The sequence below is a fragment of the Bradyrhizobium sp. SZCCHNS3052 genome (genome assembly GCF_032484495.1).
GTDB lineage: Bacteria > Pseudomonadota > Alphaproteobacteria > Rhizobiales > Xanthobacteraceae > Bradyrhizobium.
The window spans coordinates 56,991-73,144 of the sequence record NZ_JAUETB010000018.1 but is presented as its reverse complement, the minus strand read 5'-3'; the positions used below and the strand labels follow the sequence as shown (position 1 = coordinate 73,144).

Sequence of the window (16,154 nt, the reverse complement as noted above, 5' to 3'; positions counted from 1 at the left end):
ATCAGAAGGCACGGTCATGATCATCAACACGCGCTTCTTCAACCGCTCCGAGCTCATCGGCTTCGCTTCGCTGCTGCTGCTGCTCGTCGTCATCCTGCCGCTGGCACTCGACATCTTCCGCCTCAACCTCGTCGCGAAGTATCTGACGTATTCCTTCGTCGCGATCGGCCTGGTGCTGTGCTGGGGCTATGGCGGGATTCTCAGCCTCGGGCAGGGCGTGTTCTTCGGCCTTGGCGGCTACTGCATGGCGATGTTCCTCAAGCTGGAAGCCTCCAGCGTCGCCAACACCAAGATCCAGTCGACGCCGGGCATTCCGGACTTCATGGATTGGAATCAGCTGACGCAGCTGCCGTTCTTCTGGAAGCCGTTCCAGAGCTTCCCGTTCGCGCTCGCCGCGATCATCCTGGTGCCGGCGATCTTCGCCTTCATCATCGGCGCTGCGATGTTCAAGCGGCGGGTCGGCGGCGTGTACTTCGCAATCATCACCCAGGCGATCGCGGCGATCATGACGATCCTGATCGTGGGACAGCAGGGCTACACCGGCGGCATCAACGGCATCACCGACCTGCGCACGCTGCACGGCTGGGACATCCGCACCGACCACGCCAAGTACATCCTCTACTTCGTCGAGGTGTTCTTCCTGTTCGCAGCGATCCTCGTCGCCCAGTTCATCCGGCTGACCAAGCTCGGCCGCATCCTGGTGGCGATGCGTGAGCAGGAGGACCGGGTCCGCTTCTCCGGCTACAGCGTCGCCAATTTCAAGATCTTTGCTTTCTGCGCGGCCGCCGTGTTCGCCGCAGTCGGCGGCGCGCTGTTCACCTTGGAAGTCGGCTTCATGTCGCCGTCCTTCGTCGGCATCGTGCCGTCGATCGAGATGGTGATCTACACCGCGGTCGGCGGCCGGCTTTCGATCTTCGGCGCGGTCTACGGCACGATCCTGGTCAACTTCGCCAAGACCAGCCTGTCGGAAACTTTCCCGCAACTCTGGCTGTTCGGTCTCGGTGCCCTCTTCATCGCCGTCGTGCTCGCCTTCCCGAACGGCCTGGCCGGCATCTGGGGCGACTATGTCCAGCCGCGCATCGACCGCCTGCTGGCGTCCCGCACCAAGAAATCCGGCAATGGCGGCCTGGTCGCCAACGGCGCCCCCGCAGAGTGAGGAGACAGCGATGCTCATCGGTCATCAGCCCAAGGAATTCCTGCTCGCGGTCGAGGCGCTCACGGTCTCCTTCGACGGCTTCAAGGCGGTCAACGATCTCTCCTTCTACGTCGAGGAGAACGAGATTCGCGTCATCATCGGCCCGAACGGGGCCGGCAAGACCACGGTGCTCGACCTGATCTGCGGCAAGACCAAAGCGACCTCCGGCTCGATCCAGTTCCGCGGCAAGGAGCTGACGAAGCTGCGCGAGAACGAGATCGTCAAGGCCGGTGTCGGCCGCAAGTTCCAGACACCGTCGGTGTTCGAGGATCTCAGCGTGTTCGAGAATCTCGAGATCTCGTTCCCGCGCGGCCGCACCGTGTTCGGCTCGCTCGCTTTCAAGCGCGACGCTGTCGTCAAGGATCGCGTCGAGGAGGTCGCCGAGATGATCTTCCTCAAGGATCGCCTCAAGACCTCGGCGGCGGAGCTCAGCCATGGCCAGAAGCAGTGGCTCGAGATCGGCATGCTGCTGATCCAGAATCCGGACCTGCTGATGCTCGACGAGCCCGTGGCCGGCATGAGCGTCAGCGAGCGCGCCAAGACCGCCGAGCTGCTGAATCGCATCATCAAGGACCGCTCGGTGCTGGTGATCGAGCACGACATGAAGTTCGTCGAGGACATCGCTCACAAGGTCACCGTGCTGCACCAGGGGCAGATCCTGTCCGAAGGCACGATGGAGCGGGTCAAGAACGATCCCAAGGTCGTCGAAGTCTATCTGGGGCACTGAGCCGATGCTCGGGAAATCGCTCGATCCACACCCTCGCTGCGCCCCCCTCCCCCTTGCGGGGAGGGGTCGGGGGTGGGGGTCCACACGGGCAGTCTCGCCGGGAGCCACCCCCTCCCCAACCCTCCCCCACAAGGGGGGAGGGAGCTTAGTGCCAATGCCGCTCGATCGGCCGTCTCACTCCCTCTTGCATAGGAAGATATCCGATGCTCGCAATCTCCGATCTCCATGTCGCCTATGGCCAGAGCGAGGTGCTGCATGGCCTGAACGTCAAGGTCGCGCCCAACGAGATCGTTGCGATCATGGGCCGCAACGGCATGGGCAAGACCACCTTGATGAAGTCGCTGATGGGCATTCTGCCATCCAAGAGCGGCTCCATCGACATGAACGGCACTGAGCTGTCGGGCATGAAGAGCTACGAACGTGTCGCCAAGGGTCTCGCCTACGTGCCGCAGGGCCGCATGATCTTCTCCACCATGACGGTGAAGGAGAACATCGAGACCGGCCTCGTCGTCTCCGGCGAATCCGAGGTGCCCGGCGACATCTACGAGCTGTTTCCGGTGCTGCTGGAGATGAAGGCCCGCCGCGGCGGCAATCTCTCCGGCGGCCAGCAGCAGCAGCTCGCGATTGCGCGCGCGCTCGCCACCAAGCCGAAGGTGCTGCTGCTCGATGAGCCGACCGAGGGCATCCAGCCGTCGATCATCAAGGAGATGGCGCGCACCCTGAAGCGCATCCGCGACGAGAAGGGGCTGTCGATCGTCGTCTCCGAGCAGGTGCTGAGCTTTGCGCTCGACATCGCCGACCGCGTGCTGGTGATCGAGAACGGCGAGATCGTCCGCGACGATCCGCGCGACCAGGTCGATGCTGCGCAGGTCTCGAAATATCTGTCCGTCTAACCACTCCGTGCAAGCAAGTAACAAGGGGAGCTTCTGATGCCTGACACACTGATCAAGGTCGATCTGACCAAATCGGCCTACGAGAACGACAAGGTGCACAATCGCTGGCACCCTGACATTCCGATGGTGGAGTGGGTCAATCCGGGTGACGACTTCATCATCGAGACCTATGACTGGACCGGCGGCTTCATCAAGAACAACGACTCCGCCGACGACGTGCGCGACATCGACCTGTCGATCGTGCACTTCCTGTCCGGCCCGATCGGTGTCAAGGGCGCCGAGCCTGGCGACCTCCTGGTCGTCGACCTGCTCGACGTCGGTCCGCTGAAGGAGAGCCTGTGGGGCTTCAACGGCTTCTTCTCCAAGCAAAACGGCGGCGGCTTCCTGACCGACCATTTCCCGCTGGCGCAGAAGTCGATCTGGGACATCAAGGGCCTCTATACCTCGTCGCGCCACGTGCCCGGCGTGAACTTCGCTGGCCTCATCCATCCCGGCCTGATCGGCTGTCTGCCCGATCCGAAGCTGCTCGCGACCTGGAACGAGCGCGAGACCGCGCTGATCGCGACCAACCCGACCCGCGTGCCCGGCCTTGCCAACCCGCCGTTCGCGCCGACCGCGCATGCCGGTCAGGCCAAGGGCGACGTCAAGGCCAAGATCGGCGCCGAGGGCGCCCGCACCGTGCCGCCGCGCGAGCATGGCGGCAATTGCGACATCAAGGACCTGTCGCGCGGCTCGAAGATCTACTTCCCGGTCTATGTGCCCGGCGGCGGCCTCTCGATGGGCGACCTGCATTTCAGCCAGGGTGACGGTGAGATCACCTTCTGCGGCGCCATCGAGATGGCGGGCTGGCTGCACATCAAGGTCGACGTCATCAAGGATGGTGTGGCGAAGTACGGCATCAAGAACCCGATCTTCAAGCCGTCGCCGATCACGCCCAATTATCGCGACTACCTGATCTTCGAGGGCATCTCGGTCGACGAGGCCGGCAAGCAGCACTATCTGGACGTCCACATCGCCTATCGCCAGGCGTGTCTCAACGCCATCGAGTACCTGAAGAAGTTCGGCTACTCCGGCGCCCAGGCCTATTCGATCCTCGGCACCGCGCCGGTGCAGGGTCATATCTCCGGCGTGGTCGACGTGCCCAACGCCTGCGCCACCCTGTGGCTGCCGACCGAGATCTTCGACTTCGACGTGATGCCGTCGTCGGCGGGGCCGATCAAGCACATCAAGGGCGACATCCAGATGCCGATCTCGCCGGACAAGTAATTCTTCTCGCTGCGCGATGGGTGCGGGACGGCAGCGTATCGGCCGCCCCGCATCCGCCGCGTGAGATGGAGATGATTGTTGCGCAGGAGACGAGACGATGCCGGTCTATGAATATCTCTGTGATGCATGCGGTCCGTTCACGGACATGCGTCCGATGGCGGAATGTGATGAGCCGCAGGTCTGTCCGCAATGCCAGGACATGGCGCCGCGCGTGATCCTCACCGCGCCAGCCTTCGCCTGCATGCCGGCGGAGCGGCGCACGGCGCATGCCACCAACGAGCGCAGCCGCCACGCGCCGCAGACGGTGGCCGAATACAAGGCCAAGCACGGTGCGGGCTGCGGCTGCTGCGGGCCGAAGAAGCCGGCGCGGCTGATGACCAAGACCAGGAGCGGCGCCAAGGGCTTTCCGACGGCGCGGCCCTGGATGATCAGCCACTGAACGAACGCGAGGGGTGGCGCGTCCGCCCCTCAGCGTGACGCCGGCACGCGGCGCGGACCCGGACCCGCCGGCTGGCCGCCGAACTTGACGGTCATCGCATTGGCGCCGTCGCTGATGTCGACCAGCGTCTTGCGGCTGTCGTCGATCACCTTGGCAGATTTGCGCTTGAAGCCGTCGACGAGCTCGCGCATCGACTTGATCTGATCGAACAACTGCCCGGGATTGCCGTCCGCGAAGCCGGGAATGGCGGCGTCGATCTTGGTCACGAGCGTGTCGAAGCCCTTGAAGATGTCCTCGGCCTTGTCGATCGCGGAATCGAACGCCGCGGTCTTGGCCTGCAGCGAGGCGGTCTCGCTCTCGAAGCTCTGCAGCGCCTCCTTGATCGCCGGTGCATTGCTGACGACGTATTTGTCGATGTTGTGCACCGTCTCGACCATCGTCTCCTGGTCCTTGAGATCGGCCGTCAGCACCGGCACGCCGTCGCGATCGAGCGGCACCGGCGGCGCCGTCGGCGCGCCGCCGACCAGCGAGATCGCGGCGATGCCGGTCAGGCCCTGGAACTCGATGCCGGCGGTGGTGTCCTTGCGGATCGGCGCGGACTTGTCGAGCGTGATCATGGCAACGATCTTGCGCGGGCTTTCCAGATTGATCGACAGGATCTGCCCGGCCTGCACGCCGTCGAAATTCACCGGCCCGCCCTTGCGCAGGCCCGCCGCCGAGCCGCCGTCGAACACGACGCGCATCATGCTGCGCTGCTCGGCGATGCGATGCTTCTGCTTGATCAGGACGCCGCTGATCCCGGCCGCGACGGTCGCGATCGTCAGGGTTCCCACGATGAGATTGATCGCGCGCATTCCGTGCCCACTGCTGCCTCTGCTCGATTTTAGCCGCTATGTCTCCCGGTTGAAAGCTCAGCGCGCGAGGCCCGGCCGGGAGGGCGCGGCGAGGCCGGCCAGCAGCACCGCCAGGATACCGGTGAGAAAAATGCCATCGAACGTCCCGGCACCGCCGATCGAGGCCACGGGCGCGCCGAGGCTGCCGATCTTGTCGAGGTTCATCAGGTCGGCGCCGACCAGCGTGCCCATCGAGCCGCCGATATAGGCCAGCGGCGCGGCATATTCGCGCGACAGCAGGAACGCCAGGATCGCGGTCACGACGACCGGCGCGAAGACCGGCACGGCGATGCCGACGCCCTGCACCGGCGTCGCCATCGCGTGGATGATCACGGCGATCACCAGCACCGCGATCGCGGCGCGCAGCCAGAGCTGGTAGCGCAGCATGAGATAGGTCGACATGATCGTCGGGATCACGGCGCCGCCGACATTCACAGCGAGCAGCGTGCCGGGCCATTGATGCACCAGCGGCACGACATATTGCATGCCGAAAAAGTCGATGATCTCGCCGGAGCGCGCGACCTGCCCGGGCAGCATGGTGATCGGAATGTTGAAATAGCTGCCGACCAGCGAGCCGAACAGCAGCAGCATCGCCGTGCCCGAGCTGACGCCGAGCTTCATGTAGGCGTAGCGCAGGATGCCGAGCTGGATCAGGACGATCAGGACGCCGAACGCCAGCACGAGGATGGCGAAGAAGGCCGGCGTGATTGGCAGATACTGGACCTGGGAATGCATGTCGGAAGCGCTTGGATGTGAGCCTTGCTGAACCCATGGGATCATCCCACGGGAGCGGCAGGGTGACAAATGGGCATTCGTCGCCTGGTTCCCAAGAACGGCCATGCTCGTGTTCATTTGCCCGCAGCGATCATTGTGGCGTGCAGCACATAACGCTCCGGCCCCGGTGTCAGGGCGTCGAATGGCCAGCAGGTCGATAGCACCAGTTCGGCGCTGTCGGTCCCTGGATCGATCCCCGAGGCATCGAAGCGCACCACACGGGCGGCGTCGGCGCGATAGCGGAACGTCTTGCCGTCACGCCTGACGATGTCGATCTCGTCGCCGATTTTGATGTCGCGCAGGAAGCGGAAATGCGTGTCGCGGTGCGCGGAGTACACCGCGACGCCCGGCTCGCCCGGCTCGGCGCTGCCTTCGACATGGCCGGCACCGAAGGCGAGCGCCTGGCCGCTGGAGCCGGCCAGCGCGATGGTGGAGACGCCGAGGCGCTTCACTTCGATGCGCGCCACCGGGACCGTGTCGGCCCAGGACCAGGGCTTGGCGGCATGGCCGGTCGCAACGGTCTGGCTGAACGCGCGGTCGAGCAGCACTTGCGCGAGAACGGCCTTGGCGTGGATGAAGGCGCCGTGGCCGAACAGGATGACGCCGAGCAGTGCTATCGCGAGAGGGATGACGAAGCGGGGCATTCTCTCTCCTCCCGTCATTGCGAGGAGCGAAGCGACGAAGCAATCCAGAGTCGGGTTCTGAGCCCTGGATTGCTTCGCTTCGCTCGCAATGACGTGCTCCTTAGTTGGCAACTCGTCGCCTGATCGCGACGAGCCAAATGAGTTCGAGCATCAGCACGCCTAGTCCCAGCAGCATGCTCAGCTCCGCATCGGTCGCCGTCTTCGGCAAGGTGATCGTCGCGGGCGACGCTGGCACCACCGGTCGCTTCACCGCGGCGAGCTGGACGTCGCCGTTGGCCTCAGCGCGGCGCTCGTTCTGCATTGCCGGCACCCGGCCGTGCTCGCCGAACACCTTCTCGAAGTCCCAGCCGGCCGGCAGGTTGATCGGCAACTCGGCGAGCCTCAGCGGCTCGCCGTCGGGACGGCGCGGCGTCTTGTCGACGGCGACGAGGCTGGTCAGGCGTGTCACCAACCGATGCTCCAGCGCCAGCTTGAGAATGGCGCCGTCGGCTTCCTCCGGCGTCATCTGCCGCATGGTCCTGGCCACCTCGGCGTCGCCGATCTTGCGCCGCGCCCACAGTTTGGACAGACCCTTGCCTTCGGCCGCGCCGGCCAGCGGCAACGTGATGGTCCATGGCTGGTCGCCGATGCGGCCCTTGAGCTGCAGCGATCCGGCGAGACGGTCGATCTTGGCGGCGAGCACGAGCGGCTCGTTGCGATAGACGTCCGGCAGCACGGCTGGCGTGAGATCGGCGGAGGCTTCCGAAAAGCTCGCGCTGAGCCCGGTCACGACCGGGTTCTCGAGCTTGGCGAAGAGATCGCGCATGCGCCCCTCGACCTGCTCGACCGAGCCGATATGGGTGAAGGCGCCGCGGCCAAGCTCTGAGGCGCGGGTCATCAGGTAGGTGTTCGGCGCCGAGCCGATGCCGACCATGAAGATGCGCGAGCGGCCGCGCATTGCGGTGATGGTCTCGAATAGCTGCTGCTCGTTGCCGATGGCGCCGTCGGTGAGGAATACCACCTGTCGCACGCGGTCGCTGTCGCTGCCATCATCGGTCAGCGCCGCGCGCATCGCCGGCACCATCTCGGTGCCGCCGCGCGCGTCCAGCGAACTCACGTAGCTGGTGGCGCTACCGACATGCTCGGCATCGGCCGGCACAGTGGCGGGGAAGAGCACCGTCATGGTGTCGTCGAAGCGGATCACGTTGAAGCGATCGTTCGGCTGCAGCCGTCCCAGCGCATAGAGCAGGCTGGCCTTGGCCTGGCGGATCGAGGTGCCGCCCATCGAGCCGGAATTGTCGATCACGAAGATGACGTCGCGCGGCTGCGGGCGCTGCGCCGTTGCAGCCACCGCCGGCGGCGTGACGAAGGCGAGCAGATAGTCGGCATCGCCGACCTGCTCGTGAAACAGCCCGACCGACGGCATCGTCGCAGCGGCCGGCTTCCAGGTCAGCTCGAAGTCGCGGTCGGCCGGCACCACGCCCTCGGCCAGGGTGACGACTCGCGTCTTCGCATCGGGGCTGTCGATCGTCACCTGGTGATGGTGGCTCTTGACCTCGCCGAGCGCGAAGCCGGCCTGCAGCCGCACCGCGATCCTGGTTGGATTGACCGGATCATTCTTGGCCGGATCGAGCACCTCCGGGGAGATGCGGTTGCGGTCCGGTACCGGATCGTTCGCAGCGGCGCCCCAGCCGTTGCCGCCCGGGCGCAAATCGACGCTCTGCACGATCGGCGCCGGATTGTAGCGCGGCGCGACGACCAGCGGCACCCGCAGCGAGAATTCGCCGCCACTCTGTGCCACCGGCTGCTGATATTCGATCTGCACCAGCACGGTCTCGCCGGGGCCGATATTGGCGAGCGAGTTGGTGAAGATGTTCGGCCGCTCCTGCTCGGTCAGCGCCGCGGTCTTGCCGTCGCGCTTGGCCTGCTCGTAGATCACCTTGGCCTGTTCGCGCGGCTTGATGTCGCCGACCACGACGCGGTCGCCGACAATCATCTTCAGCGTGTCCACCGCGCTGTCCGGCGGCAGCGGATAGACATAGACCGCCTCCATCCATTGCGAGCTCGTGTTCTTGAACAGTTGCGTCACGCGCGCCCGCGCCGTCGGCCCCGACACGACGATATCGACATCGATGCCGAGCCGCGGCGCCTCGGCGTAACCGGCGTCGCTCTTGAACAGCAGCGCCCCGGAGCGGGCATCGCCCGGCCTGGTCAGCGGCGCCAGCGGCCCTTCGGCGGACCAGCCAGGGGTGACGCTGAGAAACAGCGCCGTGAAGCCGACCAGCAGCACGGCGGCGGCCTGCAGCAGCAGGAATAGCAGCATGGTCACGATCCACGACCGGACCGGATGGGTGCTGCTTCTGATATCGTGGTCCATCGTCTCGCTCATCATTGGCTCCGCAACGAACAATTTCGGCATCCCGACACTGAGCGCAGCGCGTCAGCGCCGCGAGCGGAATGGTCGGTCTTGTTCGGCCGCCGCCCGCCTGCGCATGTCCGGTGGTGATCGAGAGCGCGGCTGATCTGTCCGGGTTTGTGCCGATTTGTCCGTCTGCTAGAAGAGGTACGCATCACGCGGCAGGGGACAGGATGTCGAACCCGGACAACAGCGAGCTTTCCGACGAACAGAGCCGGCAGGTCGCGGAGACCATCCGCGAGGAGATCGCGCGGCGCCGGATGTCGCGGCAGGCGCTGGCGGAGCAGGCCAAGCTGAGCCTCTCGACCCTGGAGAAGGCCCTCGGCGGCCGCCGCCCGTTCACGCTCGCTACCATCGTCCGGCTCGAGCAGGCGCTCGGCATGTCCCTGCGCAAGCCGCCGAGTGCACCTCTCGCCGCACCTGCCGCAAGCGGCGGCATTGCGCCCGACAGCCTCGGCTCCTATTCGCGGCGGGCTGTGGAGTGGATCGAGGGCACCTACGTCACCTTGCGGCCGTCATTCGGCGACAAGGACGCCGTCTATGCGTACCGCACCGACATCGTCTGGGACGATGCGGCGTCGTCGCTGGTGTTTCGCGAGGGCGCGCGGCTCGATGCGGCGTTCACGCAGTTCGGCGAGGTCGCCGTGCCCAACCAGTCCGGCTTCGTCTACCTCGTCACCAACCGCCACGGCCAGCACCGGCTGATCACGGTGTCGCGTCCCACCATTACCGGCGAGATGTACGGCATCATCACGACCCTGCTCGCCGGCCGCGGCTCGCTGCTGACACCGATCGCCGCGCCGATCGCGCTGCTGCCGCTGCGCAATGTCGATGAGCCGAGCTTCGGCCGGCTCGGCGCGGATGACCGGCACTACCCGCTGTATCGCGAGCACCTGCGCAAGACGGTCGAGGAGCCGTTCGCGCTGTTCGTGCAGGGCGTGCCGTGACGTGTTGGGCGCAAAACTCACCACCGTCATTGCGAGGAGCGAAGCGACGAAGCAATCCAGAGTCTCGCACTCAGCCTGGATTGCTTCGCTTCACTCGCAATGACGGAGCATGTTGGGGGGGCGGCATCGCCTCAACGCACCCCCGTCATCCCGGCGAACGCCGTGATCCATAACCATAGGGCGTGGGTTGAGGCAGGATAGTCATGAGCATCTCGCCCCTCATGTCTGCTGCGGCGTATAGGTCCCGGATCGGCGCCGCGGCGTGCTGGCGCACGTCACGGCTTGTCCGGGACGACGGGAGGGGAGATCGGATTCACATCTCAAACAGCGCGAACGTTGCGAGCAATTCGGGTCTCAGCAACGCTCGGAAATTGTGAAAGAGGGGCACAAAGATACCGTCTCGCGGCGGGTGACGCCCGAGCTATGCGACCGGTTCGTCCCTCCTGAAAGTGCAGAGGGCGCAGGGAATGCCGGGTGAAGGCCTCACCCATGGCCCGCCTGCGAAAAGAATGCAGGCGGCAGGTACCACAGGCAAAGCCGAGCACGCCGGCATTCCCTGCGCGATGGGTTGAACGCTTATACGCAGTCTCCCTGGTGCGCCGGCTTGTTGGCCACCATGGCGACAATGCGCTTGCGCGCATTGCGCTGGACACCAGCTTCGGGGTGTCAGGACGCTGCGACTTCACGTCCGCGAGCGATCGTTCGTCCGCGCCCTCGTGAGAAGACGCTGCGATCTCTCGCGGCCACCGCATCCCCGCCTCGCGTGTCGTGACGATCGCGCGCAACGCCCCTCTGCGGTGAGGCGGGATGTCGAGAGATGATCATGGATTCGGAAAAATAGCAATAAGTTTTTGGATGGCAGAATGTTGCGTCACGGGCAGTCTGCTCCCCTCCCCCTTGCGGGGAGGGGTCGGGGGTGGGGGTCCACGAAGACCGCTCGAAGTATTGGGGTGATGAGAAGGAATTGTTCTGGGGGGTGGTTGCGGCGCCGAAATGCGCTGTGCCCTTCACGGCCTTTGGAGTGCGGAGACCCCCACCCCCAACCCCTCCCCGCAAGGGGGAGGGGAGCCGATCGTCGGCGTAGAGAGAGGGGGGCTCAAGCGATGCGGCGCGTCGTTGGACGATTCCGAGTGAGGCGCCGCAGCGACGCTGCTATCCCCCGACGTCCGCGCTGATGATGTCGCCGAACAGGTCCCATTTGCCGCCCTTGAACTGCATCATCTTGAGCTGCTCGATCGGGGCGAAGTCGTTGGGGCCGGTGTTGACCTTGATGCCCGGGATCAGGGTATCCGGCGCGAAGTCCTTGAGGCTGGCGGCCTGCTTCATGACGTTGTCGCGGGTGAGAGTGTCGCCGCACTGTTTCAGGGTCTGCACCATGGTCTGGGCCGCGGCATAGCCATAGGCGAGGTTGGCGTCGGAGATGTTGGCGCCCGGCATGTACTTGTCGATGAAGGCCATGAACTTCTTCATGCCCTCGTCGTCCTTCCACTGGGGGTCCGACGGATCCTTGAGATAGCCGGCGGACAGCACGCCCTCGGACGCCTCGAGGCCGGCCGGCTTCATCACCGCGCCGATCGAGATCGAGACGTCGGTCATCAGATGCATCGGCTTCCATTCCAATTCGGCGATCTTCTTGATCGCCTGCGCCGCGAATTTCGGCGTCGAGATGTTGACGAACACGTCGGCGCCGGTGCCCTTGAGCTTGACGATGTGGGAGTCGATCGACGGCTCGGTGGTCTCGTAGCTCTCCTCGGCGACGATCATGGTCTTGGCCTTGTCGCCGAGCACCTCCTTGATGCCGAGGACGTAGTCCTTGCCGAAATCGTCATTGGCATAGAAGATCGCGATCTTCGCGTTCGGCTTCTCCTTGAGGATGTACTTGGCGAAGATCCGCGCCTCGACGCGGTAGCTCGGCTGGAAGCCCATGGTCCAGGGGAATTCCTTCGGGTCGTTCCATTTGCTGGCGCCGGTGGCGAGGAACAGCTGCGGCACCTTCTTGGCGTTGTGATATTTCTGCACGGCGGTCTGGGTCGGCGTGCCCAGCGCGTTGAACACCAGGAACACCTCGTCGCTCTCGATCAGCTTGCGCACCTGCTCGACCGTCTTCGGCGGGCTGTAGCCGTCGTCATAGGAAATGAAGTTGATCCGGCGGCCGTTGATGCCGCCCTGATCGTTGATCATCTTGAAATAGGCCTCCTCGGTCTTGCCGATGATGCCGTAGGCCGAGGCCGGGCCGCTATAGGCCTCGACGTTGCCGATCCTGATCTCGGTGTCGGTGGCGCCGGTGTCGTATTTCTTTTGCGCAAGCGCGCTCTGGCTCGCCAGTACGGAAAAGGCGGCCGCGGCCGCGAATGAGAGCAGTGTCCTGGTCGTCATCGGCAACATTCCCTGGGCTTCCTCTGGTTGAATTTTCGTGATTCTTGTTCTTGTTCTTGGCTTGCGGCGATGGCGACCATGGAAGGCCGCTCACGGCAACGAGTGGGCAGATGTGTGCAATGCACTGTCTTGCGTCCAGGCGCTGGCCCCGGGAGGCCGGCCGGGCCGACCGGGCGCGCCGCAGGTGATTTTGCCGGTCAGCCACTCCACGCAAGTTGATGCGGGCGTTTCCGGCGCATCTTCGGAAGCGCACGAAGCAGGATGCTCCCGGCACCGCCATGACGAAAAGCCCGTTCTACACGGCCGAGCACGAGGCCTTCCGCGACGTCATCAAGCGCTTCGTCGACAAGGAGATCGCGCCGTTCGCGAGCGCGTGGGACGAGGCCGGAGAATTTCCGCGCGCGCTATATCTGAAGGCGGCGGAGATCGGCCTGCTTGGGCTCGGCTTCCCGGAGGAATTCGGCGGCGTGCCGGCCGACCAGTTCATGAAGATCGTGTCGTCGCAGGAACTGGCGCGTGCGGGTGCCGGAGGCATCAGCGCCAGCCTGATGAGCCATACGATCGGCGCGCCGCCGATCGCGCGCGCCGCGCAGCCGCAGGTGAGGGCGCGCGTGCTGCCGGAGATTCTGGCTGGGCGCAAGATCTCGGCGCTGGCGATCACCGAGCCGAGCGGTGGCTCAGACGTTGCCAATCTCAGGACCCGGGCCGTCCGCGACGGCGATCACTATGTCGTCAGCGGCGAGAAGACATTCATCACCTCCGGGATGCGGGCCGACTACATCACGGTCGCGGTGCGCACCGGCGGACCGGGGCCGGCTGGCGTCAGTCTGCTGCTCGTGCCGGGCGACACGCCGGGGCTGACGCGCACCAAGCTCGACAAGATGGGCTGGTGGGCGTCGGACACCGCGACCCTGCATTTCGACGGCTGCCGCGTGCCCGTCGAGAACCTGATCGGAGAGGAGGGGCAGGGCTTCAAGCTGATCATGCACAATTTCAACAGCGAGCGGATGGGCATGGCGGCGAGCTGCACGGCCTACGCCCGTGTCTGCCTCGACGATGCGATTGCCTACGCCAAGGAGCGCCAAACCTTCGGCAAGCCGCTCGCGCAGCACCAGGTCATCCGCCACAAGCTGGTCGACATGGCGCAGCGCGTGGCGGCATCGCAGGCGATGCTGGAAATGCTGGCGTGGCGGCTCGAACAGGGTGACAATCCGGTCGCCGAGATCTGCATGATGAAGAACCAGGCGACGCAGACGATGGCCTACTGCGCCTCCGAAGCCGTGCAGATCTTCGGCGGCGCCGGTTTCATGCGGGGTGTCCGCGTGGAACGGATCTATCGCGAGGTCAAGGTCAACGCCATCGGCGGCGGCACCGAGGAGATCATGAAGGACCTGGCGAGCCGGCAGATGGGATTGTGACGCGTGCCTCCCGCGCGCGTCATTCCGGGGCAGCCCGCAGGGCTGAACCCGGAATCTCGAGGTTGTTGCAACGAACGCAAAGCAATCTCTGGATTCCGGGTTCAAGGCCTGCGGCCTTGCCCCGGAATGACGAGCGTGACTCAGTCAAATGAGACCATATCGAGATTCCCGGTTCGGTCGCTCGCGATCGCTCCGGAATGACAGGGAATGAAACATGCTCTTCTCCGCCGACCACGACGAACCGCGCCGCATCCTGCAGAAGTTCATCGCCGCCGAGATCAATCCTCACGTCGACGAATGGGAGGAAGCCGGCATCTTCCCTGCGCATGAGCTGTTCAAGAAGCTCGGTGACCTCGGCTTTCTCGGCCTCAACAAGCCGGTCGAGTTCGGCGGCCAGGGGCTGGACTATTCCTACGCGCTGATGATGGCGGAAGAGCTCGGCGCCATCAATTGCGGCGCGATCCCGATGGCGATCGGCGTGCAGACCGACATGGCGACGCCGGCGCTGGCGCGGTTCGGCTCCGACGAGGTGCGCAAGGAGTTCCTGGCGCCCGCGATCTCCGGCGACTACGTCGCCTGCATCGGCGTCTCCGAGCCCGGCGCGGGCTCCGATGTCGCCTCGATCAAGACCCAGGCGCGCGGCGATGGCGACGACTACGTCATCAATGGCGGCAAGATGTGGATCACCAACGGCACCCAGGCCGATTTCATCTGCCTGCTCGCCAACACCAGCGACGGACCTGTCCATCGCAACAAGTCGCTGATCTGCGTGCCGATGAAGAGCAAGGGCGTGCAGGTCGCGCGCAAGCTCGACAAGATGGGCATGCGCTCGTCGGATACCGCGCAGATCTTCTTCGACAACGTCCGGGTGCCCAAGCGCAACCGCATCGGCGAGGAGGGGCAGGGTTTTACCTATCAGATGATGCAGTTCCAGGAGGAGCGACTGTGGGCGGGCGCCGCCTGCCTGAAGGCGCATGAGTCCATCATCAACGCGACCATCGAGTACACGCGCAACCGCAAGGCCTTCGGTCGCTCGATCCTCGACAACCAGGTCGTCCATTTCAAGCTCGCGGAAATGCAGACCGAGGTCGAGCTGCTGCGCGCGCTGACCTACCAGGCTGCGGAGGCGCTGATCGCCGGCGAGGACGTGACGCGGCTCGCGACCATGGTGAAGCTCAAGACCGGCCGGCTCGGCCGCGAGCTCACCGACGCCTGCCTGCAATATTGGGGCGGCATGGGCTTCATGAACGAGACCCCGGTCAGCCGCGCCTATCGCGATTCGCGCCTGAGCTCGATCGGCGGCGGCGCCGACGAGGTCATGTTGACCATCCTGTGCAAGATGATGGGGACTTTGCCCGGCACCGGCAAAGCTGGGAGCGCCTGATGATCACGCTGTATCATTGCGACGGCGCCCGCTCGTTTCGCCCGTTGTGGATGCTGGAAGAGCTTCGACTTAACTACGAGTTGAAGATGCTGCCGTTCCCGCCGCGGGTGCTGGCGAAGGAGTATCTGGCGATCAATCCGCTCGGCACGATCCCGTTCATGATCGACGGCGAGACGAAGATGACGGAGTCCTCGGGCATCTGCCATTATCTCGGCATCAAGCACGGCCCGACGCCGCTGATGGTCGGGCCTGAGGAAAAGGACTACGGCGCGTTCCTGAACTGGATGTATTTCTCCGACGCCACGCTGACGTTCCCGCAGACGCTGGTATTGCGATACACTCAGCTCGAGCCGGAGGAGCGTCGCTCGCCGCAGGTCGCCACGGATTATGCCAAGTGGTTCCTGGGACGGCTGCGCGCCGTGGAGGCAGCGACCGCGAATGCCGAGTTCTTGTGCGGGGGTCGTTTCACCGCGGCCGACATCGTGATCGGCTATGCATTGCGTCTCGCAGACACGCTTGGGCTCGCCAAGGATTTTGGGCCGAATGTGGCTGCCTATTGGGTGCGATTGCAGCAGCGCGAGGGCTATCAGAGGGCACGCGCCGCCGAGCAGCGCGCGGGCGTGGAGCAGGGCATCGAGCCGCGGGTAAGGCCGTAGCTTTAGGCACGTCATTCCGGGGCGATGCTCACGCGCGCCCCGGAATGACGATCATCTCGGATCGGTGAGTTAACCGCGACAAAAATCGGCAATCGTCGCCGATGACAGGGGCGCGAATTGCGCTATGGTTCTTCTCCAAAGAAGCGG

At 64.9% G+C, this 16,154-nt stretch carries 15 protein-coding genes; 10 read left to right on the top strand and 5 right to left on the bottom strand.

The annotated features are described in order from the left end of the window. Positions 1–16 precede the first annotated feature (16 nt). From urtC to QX073_RS32675, 5 genes are all read left to right on the top strand, one after another. On the top strand, positions 17–1,156 hold the full coding sequence (gene urtC / locus QX073_RS32695) for an urea ABC transporter permease subunit UrtC (protein ID WP_316226996.1): 1,140 nt from the start codon (positions 17–19) through the stop codon (positions 1,154–1,156). 10 nt (positions 1,157–1,166) lie between these two features. Beyond that, positions 1,167–1,922, top strand: a complete 756-nt coding sequence (gene urtD, locus QX073_RS32690; protein WP_006615092.1) for an urea ABC transporter ATP-binding protein UrtD — start codon at positions 1,167–1,169, stop codon at positions 1,920–1,922. 203 nt (positions 1,923–2,125) lie between these two features. Then, entirely contained in the window at positions 2,126–2,815 is a 690-nt protein-coding gene (urtE, locus tag QX073_RS32685) for an urea ABC transporter ATP-binding subunit UrtE (protein ID WP_316226995.1), read from the top strand. 36 nt (positions 2,816–2,851) lie between these two features. Beyond that, positions 2,852–4,081, top strand: a complete 1,230-nt coding sequence (fmdA, locus tag QX073_RS32680; RefSeq protein WP_316226994.1) for a formamidase — start codon at positions 2,852–2,854, stop codon at positions 4,079–4,081. Positions 4,082–4,178: 97 nt separating this feature from the next. Then, positions 4,179–4,520: a zinc ribbon domain-containing protein gene (locus QX073_RS32675; protein ID WP_316226993.1), complete on the top strand. Its 342-nt coding sequence runs from the start codon at positions 4,179–4,181 to the stop codon at positions 4,518–4,520. Between the two features lie 29 nt (positions 4,521–4,549). On the opposite strand, the gene QX073_RS32670 is transcribed toward QX073_RS32675, so the two are convergent. The 4 genes from QX073_RS32670 to QX073_RS32655 all read right to left on the bottom strand — a co-directional run bounded on the left by QX073_RS32670 (position 4,550) and on the right by QX073_RS32655 (position 9,199). Continuing rightward, positions 4,550–5,374 carry an MlaD family protein gene (locus QX073_RS32670; RefSeq protein ID WP_316226992.1) on the bottom strand — a complete coding sequence of 275 codons (825 nt, stop codon included), beginning with the start codon at positions 5,372–5,374 and terminating at the stop codon, positions 4,550–4,552. 57 nt (positions 5,375–5,431) lie between these two features. Continuing rightward, entirely contained in the window at positions 5,432–6,148 is a 717-nt protein-coding gene (locus QX073_RS32665; protein ID WP_316165663.1) for a DUF1614 domain-containing protein, read from the bottom strand. 113 nt (positions 6,149–6,261) lie between these two features. Beyond that, entirely contained in the window at positions 6,262–6,831 is a 570-nt protein-coding gene (locus tag QX073_RS32660) for a class GN sortase (protein WP_316201967.1), read from the bottom strand. Positions 6,832–6,931: 100 nt separating this feature from the next. Next, positions 6,932–9,199: a marine proteobacterial sortase target protein gene (locus QX073_RS32655; RefSeq protein WP_316226991.1), complete on the bottom strand. Its 2,268-nt coding sequence runs from the start codon at positions 9,197–9,199 to the stop codon at positions 6,932–6,934. Here QX073_RS32655 and QX073_RS32650 point away from each other — a divergent pair. Next, the gene (locus tag QX073_RS32650; protein WP_316227008.1) at positions 9,132–9,332 is read left to right on the top strand and encodes a hypothetical protein; all 201 of its coding nucleotides are present in this window, start codon (positions 9,132–9,134) and stop codon (positions 9,330–9,332) included. The two genes, QX073_RS32655 and QX073_RS32650, sit on opposite strands and share 68 nt — an antisense overlap. 67 nt (positions 9,333–9,399) lie before the next feature. Then, positions 9,400–10,173, top strand: coding sequence for a helix-turn-helix transcriptional regulator (locus QX073_RS32645; protein WP_316226990.1), 774 nt, complete (start codon positions 9,400–9,402; stop codon positions 10,171–10,173). Positions 10,174–11,325: 1,152 nt separating this feature from the next. Here QX073_RS32645 and QX073_RS32640 read toward each other — a convergent pair. Further along, positions 11,326–12,558: an ABC transporter substrate-binding protein gene (locus tag QX073_RS32640; RefSeq protein ID WP_315717056.1), complete on the bottom strand. Its 1,233-nt coding sequence runs from the start codon at positions 12,556–12,558 to the stop codon at positions 11,326–11,328. A gap of 269 nt (positions 12,559–12,827) precedes the next feature. Between QX073_RS32640 and QX073_RS32635 the strand changes: the two genes are divergently transcribed. The 3 genes from QX073_RS32635 to QX073_RS32625 all read left to right on the top strand — a co-directional run bounded on the left by QX073_RS32635 (position 12,828) and on the right by QX073_RS32625 (position 16,007). After that, positions 12,828–13,967, top strand: coding sequence for an acyl-CoA dehydrogenase family protein (locus QX073_RS32635; protein WP_315717057.1), 1,140 nt, complete (start codon positions 12,828–12,830; stop codon positions 13,965–13,967). A gap of 214 nt (positions 13,968–14,181) precedes the next feature. After that, the gene (locus QX073_RS32630; protein WP_315717058.1) at positions 14,182–15,351 is read left to right on the top strand and encodes an acyl-CoA dehydrogenase family protein; all 1,170 of its coding nucleotides are present in this window, start codon (positions 14,182–14,184) and stop codon (positions 15,349–15,351) included. Then, positions 15,351–16,007: a glutathione S-transferase family protein gene (locus QX073_RS32625; RefSeq protein ID WP_315751149.1), complete on the top strand. Its 657-nt coding sequence runs from the start codon at positions 15,351–15,353 to the stop codon at positions 16,005–16,007. Before QX073_RS32630 ends, QX073_RS32625 begins: the two co-directional genes overlap by 1 nt. The last annotated feature ends 147 nt before the right edge of the window (positions 16,008–16,154 follow it).